The sequence below is a fragment of the Pseudomonas bharatica CSV86 genome, assembly GCF_000319305.2.
In the GTDB taxonomy this organism is placed as follows: Bacteria; Pseudomonadota; Gammaproteobacteria; order Pseudomonadales; family Pseudomonadaceae; genus Aquipseudomonas; species Aquipseudomonas bharatica.
The window spans coordinates 46,050-62,253 of sequence record NZ_AMWJ02000002.1; the positions used below are offsets into that span (position 1 = coordinate 46,050).

A 16,204-nucleotide genomic window follows, 5' to 3' on the forward strand; every position below is an offset into this window, starting at 1 on the left:
AGGCTGCCGGGGGTTTTGTTGCTGGCTGCCAGGCCTTGAGAGGGAGGTTGCCTGTACTGGCCTCATCGCTGGCAAGCCAGCTCCCACAGGGTTTGAGGTGCATGCGGTCACTGTGGGAGCTGGCTTGCCAGCGATGAGGCCCTCAGGAACTACACATCAACCTTGCCCATGCGCCTTCTGCTTCAACCGCTCGGTATCCACCTGCACGAACACCGAGTCCGCCGTCACCGTCAGTACATCCCCCGCCCACACCTCGCAGATCACCCGGGTCTTGCGCCCCGGCTCGCCTTCGACCCGTGCCTTCAAGGTCAGCTCCACGCCCATCGGCGTCGGCTTCAGGTAGGTCAGCCCCAGGTGCCCAGTGACGCAGTCGATGCGCGGCAACGACCCTGGCTCGCGCCCTTGGGCGCGGTAGTGATACGCCATTGCCGTCCAGTTCGAGTGGCAATCCACCAGCATCGCCAGCAGCCCGCCATAGACCAGGCCGGGCCAGCCGCAGAAGGTGCTGTCGGGAGAATGGGTGCAGACCACATGGACGCCATCATCGGCCCAATGGCTTTTCAGATGCAGGCCGCTCGGGTGGGCCGAGCCGCAGCCATAGCAGACGCCGTCCGGCGCTGCCAGGTCCTGGAGGGAGGGTGCTGGGTTGTTCATTTGTTTCCAGATTTGTTTTTGTTGGAAAGTTCAGATGTTAACGCTGCAAGCGCCGATGCGTCATTAAGTCTCATATGGCTACCCGCCATGCCAGGAAGGAGTAAGCTAGGCGCCCAGCAAGGCCCCACATCAGAACAAGGACTGCTGCGATGATTGCTCAAGATGCCAGCTGGCATTATGCCGATGACGGTTCCCCACGCCACGCCCCCTACACCGGGCTGTTCCTGGCCTGGAGCGCCAACCGCGACCTGCTCAGCCGCGACTTCAAGGCCGATTACGACGCCGAGATCCAGGCCCTCGCCGAACGCCTGCTGACCCCGCCCGCTTCTTCCAGTTGTGCTGCGACAGCCTGCTGGTGGACGAAGACCTCAACCGCCAGGGCAATGCCTTCGCTGCCCACTACCTTGGCCGCAAGGCCCGTCCCTGCCCGACGACCTGACTCAGTTGCTCGGCATCGTCGGCATCGACGAGCCCGGCGCCAGTTGGGAACACTACGACCTGCTCGCGCCGCGCCTCGACCAACGGTTCGCCCAATGGCAGGCCGGCCAGTGAACCTGACGCGATAAAAACTGTCTTCTCGCGGTGGCTTGTCGCGGCACTCCCTGACTGACAAGCCCCGGGGACGTCCATCGGTTATCCCCTTTTTTCGTTGCGCTGGCGGCAGGCATGCCGGTCGGCGGTTTTCATTTTTTCTTCTCGGGGAAGATAACCATGCGCCTGCTTCGCCCTCTCCGCGCACGCTCCGCCGTGCTTCCCGCAGTGTTCGCCGGCCTGCTGCTGAACACCCTCGCCCATGCCGAAGAACCTGCCAGCGACGACCGCTGGGTCAGCGACAGTCTCAGCACCTACGTACGCAGCGGCCCCACCGACGGCCACCGACTGGTCGGCACTCTCAAGTCCGGGCAGAAGGTCAAGCTGCTCGGCAGCCAGGGCAACTACAGCCAGGTCCGTGGCGAGTCCGGCGATACTGTGTGGATTGCCAGCAGCGATCTGCAAAACGTGCCCGGCCAGGCCGAGCGCCTGCCGCAACTGACCGAGCGGGTCGCCCAGCTCGAGCAGGAACTGAAAACCATCGATGACAGCTGGAAGAACCGCGTCCAGGGCATGCAGGAAACCATGGACTCGCGCAAGCAACTGGTGGACGAGCTCCAGGCACGCAACCAGTCCCTCAGCGAAGAGCTCACCCAGGCCCAGTCGCAGCTGCGTGATACCCAGGCCCGTCTTGGCGACGAGAACAAGCAGGTGATGATGCGTTACATGGTGTACGGCGGCGGCATCGCCGGGGCGGGCCTGCTCGCCGGGCTGATCCTCCCGGCGCTGACCCGCAGCCGCAAGCGCAACAGCGGCTGGGCCTAATCGCGGGTAAGTGCATAGGGCCCGCTGGCAAGCTGCTCGCGCAAGAATGCCACGCACGCCCGCACCTTCGCCGAGGCAGACGAGCGTACCGCCGTCACCGCCCAGATATCGGCCGGCTGGTACCAGGCCGGCAGCACCTGCACCAGTGCGCCGCTGGCCAGGCTGTTGGCGATGTCCCACTGCGAAGCCATGATGATGCCGTGGCCATCATGGGCCCACTGGCGCACGATATCGCTGTGATTGGACGCCATGGGCCCGGTGACCTTGACCGTTTCCGCGCCGTTGGGGCCGACCAGGCGCCAGACCCCGAAACGGTCGTCGCGGCTGCGAAACAACAGGCAGTCGTGCTGGGCCAGGTCCGCCGCCACCTTGGGCACCCCGCGCTGCTCCAGATACTCCGGGGCCGCCGCCAGCACCCGGGTGCTTTCGGCGATGCGGTGGGCAATCAGGTGCTTTTCCTGGACCTCGCCGACGCGAATATCGATATCGAAATTGTCAGCGATCAGGTCGACCCGGCGATCCAGCAGTTCAACCCACACCTCCAGCGCCGGATACTGGCGGCGCAGTAGCGAGAGAATCGGCGCAATATGTTCCCGGCCCAGGCGCAGGCTGGTGCACAGCCGCAATGTCCCCTGCGGCTCGCGCTGGCCGCCGGACAGCGCATCCACCATCGCCCCCACGTCTTCGAGGATCTTCTGCGCCCAGACGAAGGCGGCCTCGCCATCGCTGGTGATATTCACCCGCCGCGTGGTGCGGTTGAACAGCTTGACCCCGAGCTGTTCCTCGAGCGTGGCGATGCGCTTGCTCACATGCGCCGGCGACAGGCCGGTCTCGCTGGCGGCGGCGATGAAGCTCGAGCGCCGGGCCACTTCGCAGAACAGCTGGAGGTCACGCAGCAAGGGCTCATTATTCGCTGTGAGCACATTCTGATTCTTCATTGCGCCCGATTATCTCCTGGGACTTTTTATTTAGGCTCTCACATAACCTGCTTTGCCTTGAAGCAGGATTAAAAAAAACAAGAGAGACCCATGAAGAAGATCCGCATTGCCGTGGCCGGCGCCGGGCTGATCGGCCGCCGCCATATCGAACTGATCCAGGCCAGCAGCGAGTGCGAACTGGCCGCCATCGTCGATCCGCTGCCGGCTACCGCCGCCTATGCCGAAGGCCTCGGCGTGCCGCTGTTCGCCGATCTCGACAGCCTGCTCGCCAGCGAACGACCCGATGGCGTGATTCTCGCCACGCCCAACCAGCTGCATGTCGAAGGCGCCCTGGCCTGCGTCGCCCGTGGCGTGCCGGCGCTGATCGAGAAACCGGTCGCCCACACCCTGGACGAAGGCAAGCGCCTGCTGGCCATTGCCGAACAGGCCGGGGCCAGGTTGCTGGTCGGCCATCACCGTGCCCATAGCGCGATCCTGGAAAAGGCCCGGGAGGTGATCGCCGAGGGCGTGCTGGGCAACCTGGTGGCGGTGATGGGCAGCGCGCTGTTCTACAAGCCCGACGACTACTTCGACGCCGCCCCCTGGCGCCGCGAGGCCGGTGGCGGACCGGTGCTGATCAACATGATCCATGAAATCGGCAACCTGCGTTCGCTGTGCGGCGAGATCGTCGCGGTACAGGCCCAGGCGTCCAGCGCCACCCGTGGTTTCGCCGTGGAGGACACGGTGTCCATCAGCCTGCGCTTCGCCAGTGGCGCGCTGGGCACCTTCATGCTTTCCGATACCGCCGCCTGTGCCCGCAGTTGGGAACAGACCGCGCGGGAAAACCATGACTACCCGAGTTATGCCGACGAGGACTGCTACGTGCTGGCCGGCACCCAGGGTTCGCTGTCGATCCCGACCATGCGTCTGAAGTACTACGGTAAACGCGAGGATCGCTCGTGGTGGAAGCCGTTCGAGACGGCGGTAGCGCAGTTGCAGGAAGCCGATCCGCTAGCGCGTCAACTGGCGCACTTCTGCCAGGTGATCCGCGGTGAAGCGCAGCCGCTGGTCAGTGTGAGGGATGGACTGCGCAACCTGCAGATCGTCGATGCGATCAGCGAGGCGGCGCGGACCGGGCAGATCGTTTCGACCGAAGAGTTGTAGAGACCTTTCGGGCCTTATCGCTGGCAAGCCAGCTCCCACAGGTATCGAGTGCACCGCTGGACCTGTGGGAGCTGGCTTGTCGGACCGCCGCACCGCAGCGATGAGGCCCTCGAGAACACCATAAAAACAACAAGAGTGAACACCATGGCCACACACGACAACAACCGGCAAACCCGCAAGGCCACCGCCAGCGGCTGGGTCGGTTCCGCCCTCGAATACTACGATTTCTTCATCTACGCCCAGGCCGCTGCGCTGATCTTCCCGCAGATCTTCTTCCCCGCTGGCGACCCGAAACTGGCGATCATCGCCTCCCTGGCCACCTACGGCGTCGGTTACCTGGCCCGCCCGGTCGGCGCTTTCGTGCTCGGCCACTGGGGCGACACCCGCGGGCGCAAGAACGTGCTGCTGCTGTGCATGTTCCTGATGGGCATCGCCACCTTCGCCGTCGGCCTGCTGCCAACCTTCAACCAGATCGGCTACTGGGCTCCGGCCCTGCTGGTGGTGCTGCGCCTGATCCAGGGCTTCGCCGTGGCCGGCGAAATCGCCGGGGCCAGCTCGATGATCCTCGAACACGCGCCACCGGGACGCCGCGGCTTCTTCGCCAGTTTCACCCTGCAAGGCGTGCAGGCCGGCCAGGTGCTGGCGGCGGCGATCTTCCTGCCCCTGGCCTACTTCATGCCGGAAGACGCCTTCAACAGTTGGGGCTGGCGCATTCCCTTCCTGCTCAGCGCCGTGGTACTGATCGCCGCCTTCATCATCCGCCGCGAGGTCAAGGAACCGGAGGCCTTCGTGCAGAAGGTCGAAAAGGTCGCCCGCACCCGCTCGCCGATCCGCGAAGCCTTCAAGTACAGTTGGCACGGCATGCTGGTGGTGTTCGGCGTGTCGCTGATGAACGTGATCCCGGTGGTCACCACCATCTTTGGCGCTGCGTACGCGGTTCAACCGGCCTATGGCATCGGTTTCGACAAGAGCGTGTACCTATGGATCCCTGTGGTCGGCAATATCGTCGCGGTGCTGGTCATCCCCTTCGTCGGCAACCTGTCCGACCGTATCGGCCGGCGCCCGCTGATCATCGGCGCGGCGATCGGTTGCGGCCTGATGTCGTTCCTCTACCTGTACGCCATCAGCATCCATAGCGTACCGTTGGCCTTCGCCGCCTCGCTGCTGATGTGGGGCACGATCTACCAGGGCTACAACGCGATCTTCCCGAGCTTCTTCCCCGAGCAGTTCCAGACCCACTACCGGGTCTCGGCGATGGCCGTGGCCCAGAACATCGGCTACATGATCACCGCCCTGTTGCCGGCGCTGTTCACCGCCGTGGCTCCGCCGGGTTCGGACAACGTGCCGCTACTGATCGGCGCGATCACCTGCGTGGTCACCGCCATTTCGGCGATCGCCGCCTGGAGCGCCCCGGAAACCTACCGCACCCCGCTGGACCAGCTCGGCAAGCCCGACGCCGTGGCCCTCGACAAGACCACCTACGACGCGCAACGGGCCAAGGCCCTGCGCAGCAACGCCTGACCAAGGAACCTTTTGCCCATGAAAACCGTACTCGTCCTCAACGGCCCCAACCTCAACATGCTCGGCCTGCGCCAGCCCGAAGTGTATGGCCGCGAGACCCTCGCCGATGTGGAAGCCCTGTGCCGCGCCGCCGGCGCCCGGCACGACCTGGCCATCGAATTCCAGCAGACCAACCATGAGGGCCAGATGATCGACTGGATCCACCAGGCCCGTGGCCGGGTCGCCGGTATCGTCATCAACCCGGGTGCCTGGACCCACACCTCGGTGGCCATCCACGATGCCCTGATCGCCGCCGAAGTGCCGGTGATCGAGGTGCATATCTCCAACGTGCATCGCCGCGAAGCCTTCCGCCATCACTCCTATGTATCGCTGGTGGCGCAATCGGTGCTGGCCGGTTTCGGCACCCACGGCTATGTGCTGGCGGTCGATCACTTCGCCCGGCAACTGCAGGGAGCCTAATGTGAAAGTCCTCGCCGATCCGTACGGCCCCCTGCGCCCGGGCTTCGTCGGCGGTGGGCTGGAGTCATCTATCGGCTCCTGACACACTTCGCACTTGAGCTGCTTTCCGGTGCTTGGACGTTCAGACATTTCAAGCGGCTTCTTGGGAGTTTTCCTATATACCACTGGTTGACCGGCAGTCAGGATTCCGGGGAATTCGTTCCCCGGGACATCCGCCATGGCCGTTCAATCCGATCTGCGCTTCACCTTCACCGCAGCAGCCGGTGAATTCGAAGTCGTCGAGTTCCACCTCACCGAGGCCCTTTCCGAAACCTTTCGCCTCGAAGTCGACCTGAGCAGCACCGATGCCGCCGTGAAGTTCGGCGAGATCCTCGACCGCCCCGCGCTGTTCACCCTCTGGCAGGGCGGCCAGCCCGTACGCTACGTCCACGGTTCGGTCAGCGGCTTCCAGCAAGGTGAGACCGGCTTTCGCCACACCCGCTACCGTGCGCTCGTCGAACCCCGCCTGGCCCGCCTGCAGCTGTGTTCGGACTGGCGCATCTTCCAGACCCTCAGCGTGCCCGACATCGCCAACGTGATGCTGAAGAAGCACGCCCTCACCCTCGACTACGAACTGCGCGCGGCCAAGGCCCACACTGTGCGCGAGTACTGCGTCCAGGCCGGCGACACCGACTATCACTTCGTCGAACGCATCATGCGCGAGGAAGGCTTTTTCTACGGTTTCCTGCACAGCGAGGAAGGGCATCGCCTGATCCATTGCGACTACCTGTGGATCTTCGGCAAGCAGCCCGGCCCGCCGGTGGAATACAACCCCAAGCCCGGCGCCGACCGCCCGGGCCCGGCGCTGCACCGCTTCACCTACACCGAGAACGTGCGCAGCGCCCGCCAGGTGCAGCGCGACTACAGCTTCAAGAACCCGAAATACACTGAACAGAGCACGTACACGGCCACCGACCTCAAGCACCAGGCGGACAGCTACGAACGCTACGACTACCCCGGTCGCTACCGCGGAGAAAAGCCCGGCGAGGCCTTCAGCCGCAGCCGCCTGCTCGGCCTGCGCGGTGACGCCTGCCAGGTCATTGCCGAGGGCGACGACGCTCGGTTGGTGCCGGGCCTGTTCTTCGACCTGGTCGGCCATCCTCGCGAGGAATTGAACCGCGGCTGGCGCCCGGTGCACCTGGAGCACCACGGCAAGCAGTACGTCAGCCAGGCCGAGGAAAGTGCCGAAGCCGACTGCGGCACCCACTACAACTGCATCGCCACCCTGGTGCCACACGATGCCGAATGGCGCCCCGAGCCGCTGCCCAAACCTCGTATCGACGGCCCTCAGATGGCCACGGTGGTGGGGCCGCAGGGTGAGGAAATCCATTGCGATGAATACGGCCGGGTGAAGGTGCAGTTCCCGTGGGACCGGTTGGGCAAGAACGACGAACACAGCTCCTGCTGGATCCAGGTTTCGCAGAACATCGCTGGTGCGCTGTGGGGCATATGGCGATACCGCGCATCGGTCAGGGCGTGATCGTCAGCTATCAGAACGGGGATGCCGACCAGCCCGTGATCACCGGTCGGTGCGTGACGGCACTTCAGCGCCCGCCCTACCCACGTCGGGCACGACCGCAGCGAGCGGGTGGACAACGACGAGAGCCTTACCGTTGGCCACGACCGCAAGGACACGGTGGGCAATGACGAAACACTGCTCATCGGGCAGAACCGGCGGCATGAGATCGGCAACAACGACGAACTGGTCATCGATCGCAACCATACCATCACCATCGGCAGGGACCGCAGCGAAGAGGTTCGCGGAAACCGCCGTGACACGACCGCCGCCAATCATCGGGTGGAGATCGGAGGGCATATGGAACAAAACGTACAAGGAGCAGTCAGCCTGCACGCAGGCCAGCGCATCGTCCAGCACACCAAGGTCTTCGAAATCCATTGCGCCGACGCGCTGAACATCAAGGGGCCGGGGGCTCACTGCGTATCGACGCTGCGGGTATCACCCTGGATGGCATCACGCTCCAGCAGCGAGGGCCACTGACGGTCGACCCACGAGGAAACAGCAACAGTATCGCCATGTCCGGCGTGGCGGACGTGAGCGAACCCGTGTGTGTGGGATGTCTGCTCAAGGCTATCGCCGAGGGGAACAACCTGATCCCGATGGAAGGAGCACCTGCGGCATGATGACACCCTTCGAACGTCTACTGGTGGAGCAACTCAGGCCGCTGCCAGACCATCGCCTGACAGCCATCGTGGAAATGGCTCGCCTGTCGCCTCCCGAGCGTCGCCAGGTTTTCGATACATTCGGCAACGCCGGCTATCCGATCCTGCAACAGGACCACTTTGCCAATCTTCGGGACATCGGTCCCTGGTTGTTCTGCTCCGGGGAGCGCACCGGCCTGCAAGGCCAGTACGAATTCCATCATGACCTGAGCAACGTGGCAGGCGATGCACCGAGCAGTTGGCTGATAAGTGCCCTGGAACCCTCCAGGCTCGCTTTCCACCTCGGCGAGGCCGCCATTGCCCGAGGCCCGGACGGACGCACCCACCTGCTGCGCTTCTACAGCGAGAAAGCCTTTCCCGTTCTGCATTCCCGCCAGGACCTGCCTGGCATCGTGCACCTGCTTGCCCCAATCCACTCATGGTGGCTCAGGGAGCCCGAGTCTGACCTAGATGATGGAGAAAAAGGCTGGCGACGCTATGCCGGCAAGGACCGGGCGGACTACTGCGGCGTTCCGCCGATCTACCTTGACCAGCTCTGTTGGGATGACCTGACGGGTGACAGGCTCAGCTACCGGCTGGTCGATCTGATCGACCAGCTGCAGGTAACGCCGGCCACCGAGGGCTGCCATGGCAAGCGTCTGGCACAAGTTCGCAGGCTGCTGGCCGAGGCGCGTCGAATGGGTTTCAGGCAGCAAGCAGACCAGAGCGACTACGCCCTGCTCATGGCCTTGCATGACCGGGCCTTGCGCGGTGGCCTTCCATTACAGGCCGCACTGAAAGACGCTCTTGAAGGCAAGCAACCCCTCGCCCAGGCGCTGAAACGGCACATTACTCCGACAATGCTGACGAGCCCCCACCATGTCTAACCTGGAAAAAACCTTCGAACTCTGCGAGCTAATGCGTACATGGTTGCAAGGTCAGGTACAGGGCTCGGCCACCACCTGCACGCGCACCTTCTCTTTCCTCCCGCTGCGCTATGGCGCAGTGGGCGGCAGCGCGAGCCAGAAGGGACAACTGCCCTTCCTGCCGCCGCACCTGAGCCGCCCGACAAAGGTCGGTCGGCTCAGCGAGTCCGCCTATGCCCTGCGCCCTCTGCGCGAGGGATTCCTCTATGTCCTCATCAAGCGCAAGGAAGCAGCCTACGCCTGGCATAGCCAGTACCGCGTCTCGGCTATCGGCGTACTCGACTTCATTGACCCCGACCGACCCTGGGCCAACCGGCTCCGACCTTTGGCCCAGGCGCAGTGAAGGCCCCAACCTGGATGCTGCGGCTGCACGACATGGACGGCATCGATGACCTGCGCTTTCTCTACAGCCCGGCGCCCCTCACCCAGACAGTGCGTGACAGGTTCCGCCAGCTTGCCAAGTACCGCGACACCATGACCTCGGTGGATATCGCCGGACTGCTCTCGGCAGAACCACCCATCATGCCCAACGTGCTCACCCGCAATGCCCTCGACCTGATCACGGACTTCGCGGCAGACAGCAAGCCCACGCTCAAGGAGCACCTCAAGACACAGGCCTTCCTGCCCTTCCCGCCACCCCGGCAGGCAGTCTCCGCAGAAATGCGGCCTGCTGCCGGACGTGACACTCAAGGCGGAGTCGCCATCGTCCTGAATGATGCCCTCGGCATGGTTCAGGAGCTCAATGCCTGGCGTAACGCGAGCAGCGACTCACTCGACACCTTCATGGCCAAAGAGGATGAAGAAAAGGTCGACAACCAGCGCAAGTTCACCATCGCCTTCGCTATCGACAACATCAGGAAGCTGGTGGAGGACGAGGCCGAGGCCAGCTATCGCAATCATCAGAACACTATCGGCGTGCGTTACACCGACCCGGAGTACCAGGCGGGCAACAGGTATGCAGTAGTGCAATCCTCCGGCAACTACCAGAGCTTCCGCAATCCGACCCAGCAACGGCAGGTACAGGACGCCGCGATCAAGGCCGCACGCGCCAGCAGTTGGGACAAGTACGCGCCCTATATCGACGAGCAAAGGCGCCAGGATTTCCTCAAGCACTATCAAGCCGAGGTTGCCAAGGCCGATGCGGCTCGCAATGCACGCACGGCGGATCACCTGCTCTGGCTGCAGAGCGAACAGTTGCTCGATGCCCTCGAAGTGTTCGACCGTGATGACACGGAACAAGCGCTGTTGTTCGAAGACCAGATGGGCAAGGCCATCGCCGGAATGAATGCCACCGAAGCTGGCCAGGCGTTGCTGGAGCGCTGGCGCGAGGCCGGTGTCTCCCGGGACAACCTGTACTGGCGGTCGCTGGCGCAGAACCAGCAGGCGGCCGAAAATGAAGTGGCTGCGTTGTACCAGGAGCGCAACACGCTGGAGAACATCGACCCTGTCGCCCTGCAGGACCGCCTGAAGAAGCTGGCCGTTGTCTACGACCGCGCCCATGCCTTCATGGACGAGCTGGCCGCGGGCACGGGCGGACCACCGTCCAGCTACCTGGTGGGCGGGGCCATGCTGATCAATACCCTTGGCAACTCCCTGCTCCAGAACCAGCCTGCGACCCTTCTGGACAAGCCCGTCAACAAGGTGGCGGCAGCGGTGCTGCAGGCGGAACTGGGGCGCTATGCACAGAACATCCAGCTCGAAATGCGTGGCGGGAAACCCCTCGGTCGCGGCGCGTCTGCGCGCATCGATCGAGCTGCGCAACGTAGCTTCGACGACGCGCTTCGAGGAGGGCGCCACGGGCCGATGGTAGAAATGCGGCTTGGCGGGGTCCTGGCGGTGCTGGATGTCTGGAATCTGCTCAACAAGCTGGCGGTCGAGGACAAAGGCAGCAGGCAATATGCCGAGTTGGTAGCCGCGATACTGGCGGTGACGGCTGCTGGTGTCGAAATCGGCGCGGCGGCGGTGGCGTTTGGTTCGCTGAGCGGGAGCGCTGCGGTTCAGCAAGGGGCCAAGGTGTTTGGGGGTGGCTTGAGGTTGGGGGCGGGGGTTCTGGCAGCAACTGCCGGGGCCGTAGGGGCGTACTACGACTACGCTGACTTTATGGAACAGTGGCGTTTGGAGCGATACTCCTCGGCATACATTTATCTTCTTCGCGCAACAGCTCAAACAGGCGCGGCGACATTGTCAATTGCAGTTGGGCTGGCGTATGCGACGCCATACTTTGAATACTTGGTGAAAAAGTATGGAACGCGTACCGTTATTGGAAAGGCCATGATCTTTGGGATGCAGGGATCGGCCGCAATGGCTGCTCGAATGGTACCAATGCTTCGTCTGTTTTTAAGTGCGAATCTTGTGATATTGGCGCTGGTTCTGATAGAGATGTTCCTGCTACCAACTCCTCTGCAGCGTTATCTGGACCACAGCACATTCCGCAAAGAGCGTAGAAACGGAGTGGCAGAAACGGAAGTTAAAGAAATCGAAATCATGCAAAATGCACTGAAGAGCCCGCGCTAATGTATTTTCTGGAACGAGGATTTGAATGGTCTAAAAAACAGCTGAGTTACGAAGAAGCTACTGAAGAATACAAAGCCCGAATACGTCAGCAAGGGCAAGCCGAACTTCATACTCCAGCGGATGTCAGAGAGCCTGTCTCAAATAACCCCTCTAACAACTGCTCACTTTATGAGCATAACGATTTCTACATTGACCTCCGAACCCCGAGCGATGAAAAACGAGGCTTGATTACTTTTTTCTTCCTTATATTGGGGGGCATGCTTGCTTGGGCAGGCATGGCTACGATCTGGTTCGCTGTCAGTGATTTCATGGCCACTGATAGAGGCACAAGCTGGGAGTTCTACATATTTGGGCTAACTTTTGCTCCATTGACTGCAAACATCGCATTATATTTCTTCCTCAAATTTTCGATTAAATTTTTTCGATTAGAATCATTGACCGCCCGCCGCATCATCGTCCGATTCAACCGCATCACCCGAAAAGTCTACCTCCTCCGTCCCAAGCACCTGGGCGGCATCCGGATCATGGACTGGGACAAGACCGAGATCCTTATCGACAAGAAAATGAGCGAACTCGAAGGTACCGGCGGCTTCGTCATCCTGGTCTGGGACAAAGGCGATGGCGTGGATCTGCAGGGCACCCCCACCGATAACATCGAAGTCACCTTCATCGGCAAACCCACCCGCAACGCCAGTGAACTGCTGGCGTTCTGGGAATACATCCGCCGCTACATGGAAGACGGCCCCGCCGCCGCGCCAGCCCCAAAGAAACTCATCTGCAAATTCCCCTGGCCCTGGCTTTCGCTCAAGGCCGCCTGGGGATTGGACACCAGCTTCTTCCGCCAGAGCGAACTACGGGTATTCGTGTTGCTCAACTTGCTGCTATGGCCCGTTATCCTGATCCACGCCACCGGCCACTGGTTATCACTCCTGCTTTGCTATGAGCCAAGGTTTCCGAAGGTCATCGAAGAAGCCGGGCGTTGATCGATCATCTGTCCGGCGATCCGGCAATCCCCCTAGCCTCTGCTACCGTGGAAATACCACTCCACCCCCACGCAGCACAGGTGACCCCTCATGGCGCGCACCACTCCCATCGAGCTGTACCGCAATATCGGCATCGTCGCCCACGTCGATGCCGGCAAGACCACCACTACCGAGCGCATCCTGTTCTACACCGGGGTCAACCATAAGATGGGCGAGGTCCACGACGGCGCCGCGACCATGGACTGGATGGCCCAGGAACAGGAACGCGGCATCACCATCACCTCGGCGGCGACCACGGCCTTCTGGCAGGGCTCGACCAAGCAGTTCGCCGACAAGTACCGCTTCAATATCATCGACACCCCCGGCCACGTGGACTTCACCATCGAGGTGGAACGCTCCCTGCGCGTGCTCGACGGCGCGGTGGTGGTGTTCAGCGGCGCCGATGGCGTCGAGCCGCAGTCCGAAACGGTGTGGCGCCAGGCCAACAAGTACCATGTGCCGCGCCTGGCCTACGTGAACAAGATGGACCGTCAGGGCGCCGACTTCCTGCGCGTGGTCAAGCAGATCGACCAGCGCCTCGGCCATCACCCGGTGCCGATCCAGCTGGCGATTGGCGCCGAGGAACACTTCGCCGGGCAGATCGACCTGGTGAAGATGAAGGCCATCTACTGGAACGAGGACGACCAGGGCACCAGCTACCGCGAGGAAGACATCCCCGCCGAACTGCTGGAGCAAGCCCGGGAATGGCGCGCGCATATGATCGAAGCCGCCGCCGAGGCCAACGACGAGTTCATGACCCTCTATCTGGACGGCATCGAACTGAGCAACGAGCAGATCAAGGCCGGCCTGCGCCAGCGCACCCTGGCCAACGAGATCGTTCCGGCGATCCTCGGCTCGTCGTTCAAGAACAAGGGCGTGCCGCTGATGCTCGATGCCGTGATCGACTACCTCCCCGCCCCTCGGAGATCCCGGCGATCAACGGCACCGACCCGGACCACGAGGACCGGCACCTGGAGCGCCACGCCGACGACAACGAGCCGTTCTCGGCCCTGGCCTTCAAGATCGCCACCGATCCCTTCGTCGGGACCCTAACTTTCGCCCGGGTTTATTCCGGCGTGCTCAGTTCCGGCGACGCCGTGCTCAACTCGGTCAAGGGCAAGAAGGAACGGGTCGGCCGCATGGTGCAGATGCACGCCAACCAGCGCGCCGAGATCAAGGCGGTGTGCGCCGGGGACATTGCCGCGCTGATCGGCATGAAGGACGTGACCACCGGCGACACCCTGTGCGATATCAACAAGCCGATCATCCTCGAACGCATGGACTTCCCCGACCCGGTGATCTCGGTGGCGGTAGAACCCAAGACCAAGGCCGACCAGGAAAAAATGGGCATCGCCCTCGGCAAGCTGGCCCAGGAAGACCCGTCGTTCCGGGTCAAGACCGACGAGGAAACCGGGCAGACCATCATCTCCGGCATGGGCGAACTGCACCTGGACATCATCGTCGACCGCATGCGCCGCGAGTTCGGGGTCGAGGCCAATATCGGCAAACCCCAGGTGGCGTACCGCGAGAAGATCCGCAACACCTGCGAGATCGAAGGCAGGTTCGTCCGCCAATCCGGCGGGCGCGGCCAGTACGGCCACTGCTGGATCCGCTTCGCGCCGGGTGACGAAGGCAAGGAAGGCCTGGAATTCCTCAACGAGATCGTCGGCGGCGTGGTGCCGCGCGAGTACATCCCGGCCATCCAGAAAGGCATCGAGGAACAGATGCAGAACGGCGTGGTTGCCGGCTATCCGCTGATCAGCCTCAAGGCCGCGGTATTCGACGGCTCGTACCACGACGTCGACTCCAACGAGATGGCGTTCAAGATCGCCGCGTCCATGGCCACCAAGCAACTGGCGCAAAAAGGCGGCGCGGTGCTGCTGGAGCCGGTGATGAAGGTGGAAGTGGTGACGCCCGAGGAATTCATGGGCGACATCATGGGCGACCTGAGCCGCCGTCGCGGCTTGATCCAGGGCAGCGAGGACACCCCGGCGGGCAAGGTGGTGCGGGCCGAAGTGCCGCTGGGCGAAATGTTCGGCTACTCCACCGAGATGCGCTCGATGACCCAGGGCCGGGCCAGCTATTCGATGGAGTTCACTCGCTATGCGGAAGCACCGGCGAGCATTGCCGATGTGATCATCAAGAAGCAGGGATGATGAACCCGGCAGCGGCGATGGTACGGACAACCGGCCATCGCCGCCCGGCCTTCAGACCAGCAATCGGGTGACCGTCAGGCCAGCCCGCTGCTTGCTGGCGTCACGCACGGTCGCCGTGGCCAGCACCTTGTCGGCGGACTGGGCCAACAAGCGAGGTTGCCCGTCCTCGACGAAGCCGCCATCCAGGCCGGCACTGGCCACGCCGAACGAGCTATCCAGGCTGCCGCTTGCCGTGACACGTCTGACGATCAATTGCTGCGTGCGGCTGTCCAGTTCCAGGGTGAGAATACGGCCAGCAGCGTCGAGCAGCATGTCTCGTGGTGTGGTCTCACCCAGTTCGACAGGCCTGCCCCCATTGAAGGCGCTGTCGACACTGCCATTGAGCAGGAGCCTGGCCAGGAACCCGCGGTCGGCGAAGTCTGCATCGCTGCCTTGTCCAAGCGCAACAATCCGCCCGTCGGGCTGCTCCAGCAGGCGCTCGATACACATGTCCTTCAGCGAACCCAGCGGCAGGCTGACGAAAGAGGTCATGGCCAAGGAAAGATCAGGTGCTGCCGTGTCGTAGAAACGCTCCACGCTGGCCTGCGACATGCAGCTACCACCGAACAGCAGACGACCATCCTCCTGACGAGCAGCGGCATGCAGGCTGGTGTGCTCGCCGAACCCCAGCACACCGCGCCTGCCAAAGGTCTTGTCCAGTTGCCCCGTACTGCTGATCCGCACCGCGCCGCTGCGGTCCAGCCCTATGGCTACACCCTCGCACACGGCGATCAGGTTGCCGTCCTTCTGCACCAGCAGCGCACGGGCGAAGCGGCTTCTCACCAGCGGTGCGAAGAGCACCGTGCCGCCGCTGCCGAAGCTGCTGTCGAGGCGCCCGTCGGCCAGGAAACAGGCGAGAAAAAACTCTTCATCAGCATTGCGGTCATTCGGCGGGCGCCGCGCGCCAAGTGCGACCAGGCGCGTGTCGGGCAACTGGACGCAATCCGCCACGGATACCTCGAACCCCGCAAACAGCTCGCGGACCGCCACGCCCTTGTCGGCAAACGTCGCATCGAGGACGCCATTGGCAGTGAAGCGCGCCAGGGTCAGGGCATTGGGCTTGAGCGAACCGACGCCGATGGCGACGATTTCCTTGGCCGGGCCCAGGATGGCTCGGGCGACATAGTCCTGCCCTGGCAACTCAAAGCGCAGCGTGCCGCCATTACCGAACGAAGCATCCAGCTTGGCCGTGGACGGCCGGGTTTGTACGTTCATTGCTCATCTCCATCGACACTGAGGGTGTCGGATGGACCGCCGCCCTGCCGGGCCTCATCCGT

General features: G+C 63.0%; 11 protein-coding genes and 2 pseudogenes. 10 read left to right on the forward strand and 3 right to left on the reverse strand.

Going from position 1 to position 16,204, the window contains the following annotated elements:
* Positions 1-156: 156 nt before the first annotated feature.
* Positions 157-654: a PaaI family thioesterase gene (locus tag CSV86_RS13690; protein ID WP_009394249.1), complete on the reverse strand. Its 498-nt coding sequence runs from the start codon at positions 652-654 to the stop codon at positions 157-159.
* Between the two features lie 711 nt (positions 655-1,365).
* Here CSV86_RS13690 and CSV86_RS13695 point away from each other — a divergent pair.
* A complete protein-coding gene (locus CSV86_RS13695) occupies positions 1,366-2,010 on the forward strand; it encodes a TIGR04211 family SH3 domain-containing protein (protein ID WP_009394253.1) in 645 nt (214 codons plus the stop codon).
* On the opposite strand, the gene CSV86_RS13700 is transcribed toward CSV86_RS13695, so the two are convergent.
* Entirely contained in the window at positions 2,007-2,948 is a 942-nt protein-coding gene (locus CSV86_RS13700; RefSeq protein WP_009394255.1) for a LysR family transcriptional regulator, read from the reverse strand. The two genes, CSV86_RS13695 and CSV86_RS13700, sit on opposite strands and share 4 nt — an antisense overlap.
* A gap of 90 nt (positions 2,949-3,038) precedes the next feature.
* Between CSV86_RS13700 and CSV86_RS13705 the strand changes: the two genes are divergently transcribed.
* The 9 genes and pseudogenes from CSV86_RS13705 (at position 3,039) to fusA (ending at position 14,888) form a co-directional block, all read left to right on the forward strand.
* On the forward strand, positions 3,039-4,091 hold the full coding sequence (locus tag CSV86_RS13705) for a Gfo/Idh/MocA family protein (protein ID WP_009394257.1): 1,053 nt from the start codon (positions 3,039-3,041) through the stop codon (positions 4,089-4,091).
* Positions 4,092-4,235: 144 nt separating this feature from the next.
* Entirely contained in the window at positions 4,236-5,612 is a 1,377-nt protein-coding gene (locus CSV86_RS13710) for an MFS transporter (RefSeq protein WP_009394259.1), read from the forward strand.
* 18 nt (positions 5,613-5,630) lie between these two features.
* On the forward strand, positions 5,631-6,071 hold the full coding sequence (aroQ, locus tag CSV86_RS13715) for a type II 3-dehydroquinate dehydratase (RefSeq protein WP_009394261.1): 441 nt from the start codon (positions 5,631-5,633) through the stop codon (positions 6,069-6,071).
* A gap of 217 nt (positions 6,072-6,288) precedes the next feature.
* Positions 6,289-8,252, forward strand: a pseudogene (locus CSV86_RS13720) (type VI secretion system Vgr family protein).
* Positions 8,249-9,157, forward strand: a complete 909-nt coding sequence (locus CSV86_RS13725; RefSeq protein ID WP_009394268.1) for a DUF4123 domain-containing protein — start codon at positions 8,249-8,251, stop codon at positions 9,155-9,157. Before CSV86_RS13720 ends, CSV86_RS13725 begins: the two are co-directional and overlap by 4 nt.
* Positions 9,150-9,539: a toxin VasX gene (locus tag CSV86_RS13730; RefSeq protein ID WP_170394798.1), complete on the forward strand. Its 390-nt coding sequence runs from the start codon at positions 9,150-9,152 to the stop codon at positions 9,537-9,539. Before CSV86_RS13725 ends, CSV86_RS13730 begins: the two co-directional genes overlap by 8 nt.
* A 14-nt stretch (positions 9,540-9,553) precedes the next feature.
* On the forward strand, positions 9,554-11,710 hold the full coding sequence (locus tag CSV86_RS13735; RefSeq protein WP_170394801.1) for a T6SS effector BTH_I2691 family protein: 2,157 nt from the start codon (positions 9,554-9,556) through the stop codon (positions 11,708-11,710).
* Entirely contained in the window at positions 11,710-12,693 is a 984-nt protein-coding gene (locus tag CSV86_RS13740) for a DUF6708 domain-containing protein (protein ID WP_037058362.1), read from the forward strand. The genes CSV86_RS13735 and CSV86_RS13740 overlap by 1 nt, the downstream gene beginning before the upstream one ends.
* 90 nt (positions 12,694-12,783) lie before the next feature.
* Positions 12,784-14,888 (forward strand): annotated as a pseudogene (gene fusA, locus CSV86_RS13745) (elongation factor G).
* A 51-nt stretch (positions 14,889-14,939) separates the two neighbouring features.
* On the opposite strand, the gene CSV86_RS13750 reads toward fusA, so the two are convergent.
* Positions 14,940-16,142 carry a delta-60 repeat domain-containing protein gene (locus CSV86_RS13750; protein WP_009394275.1) on the reverse strand — a complete coding sequence of 401 codons (1,203 nt, stop codon included), beginning with the start codon at positions 16,140-16,142 and terminating at the stop codon, positions 14,940-14,942.
* Positions 16,143-16,204 lie beyond the last annotated feature (62 nt).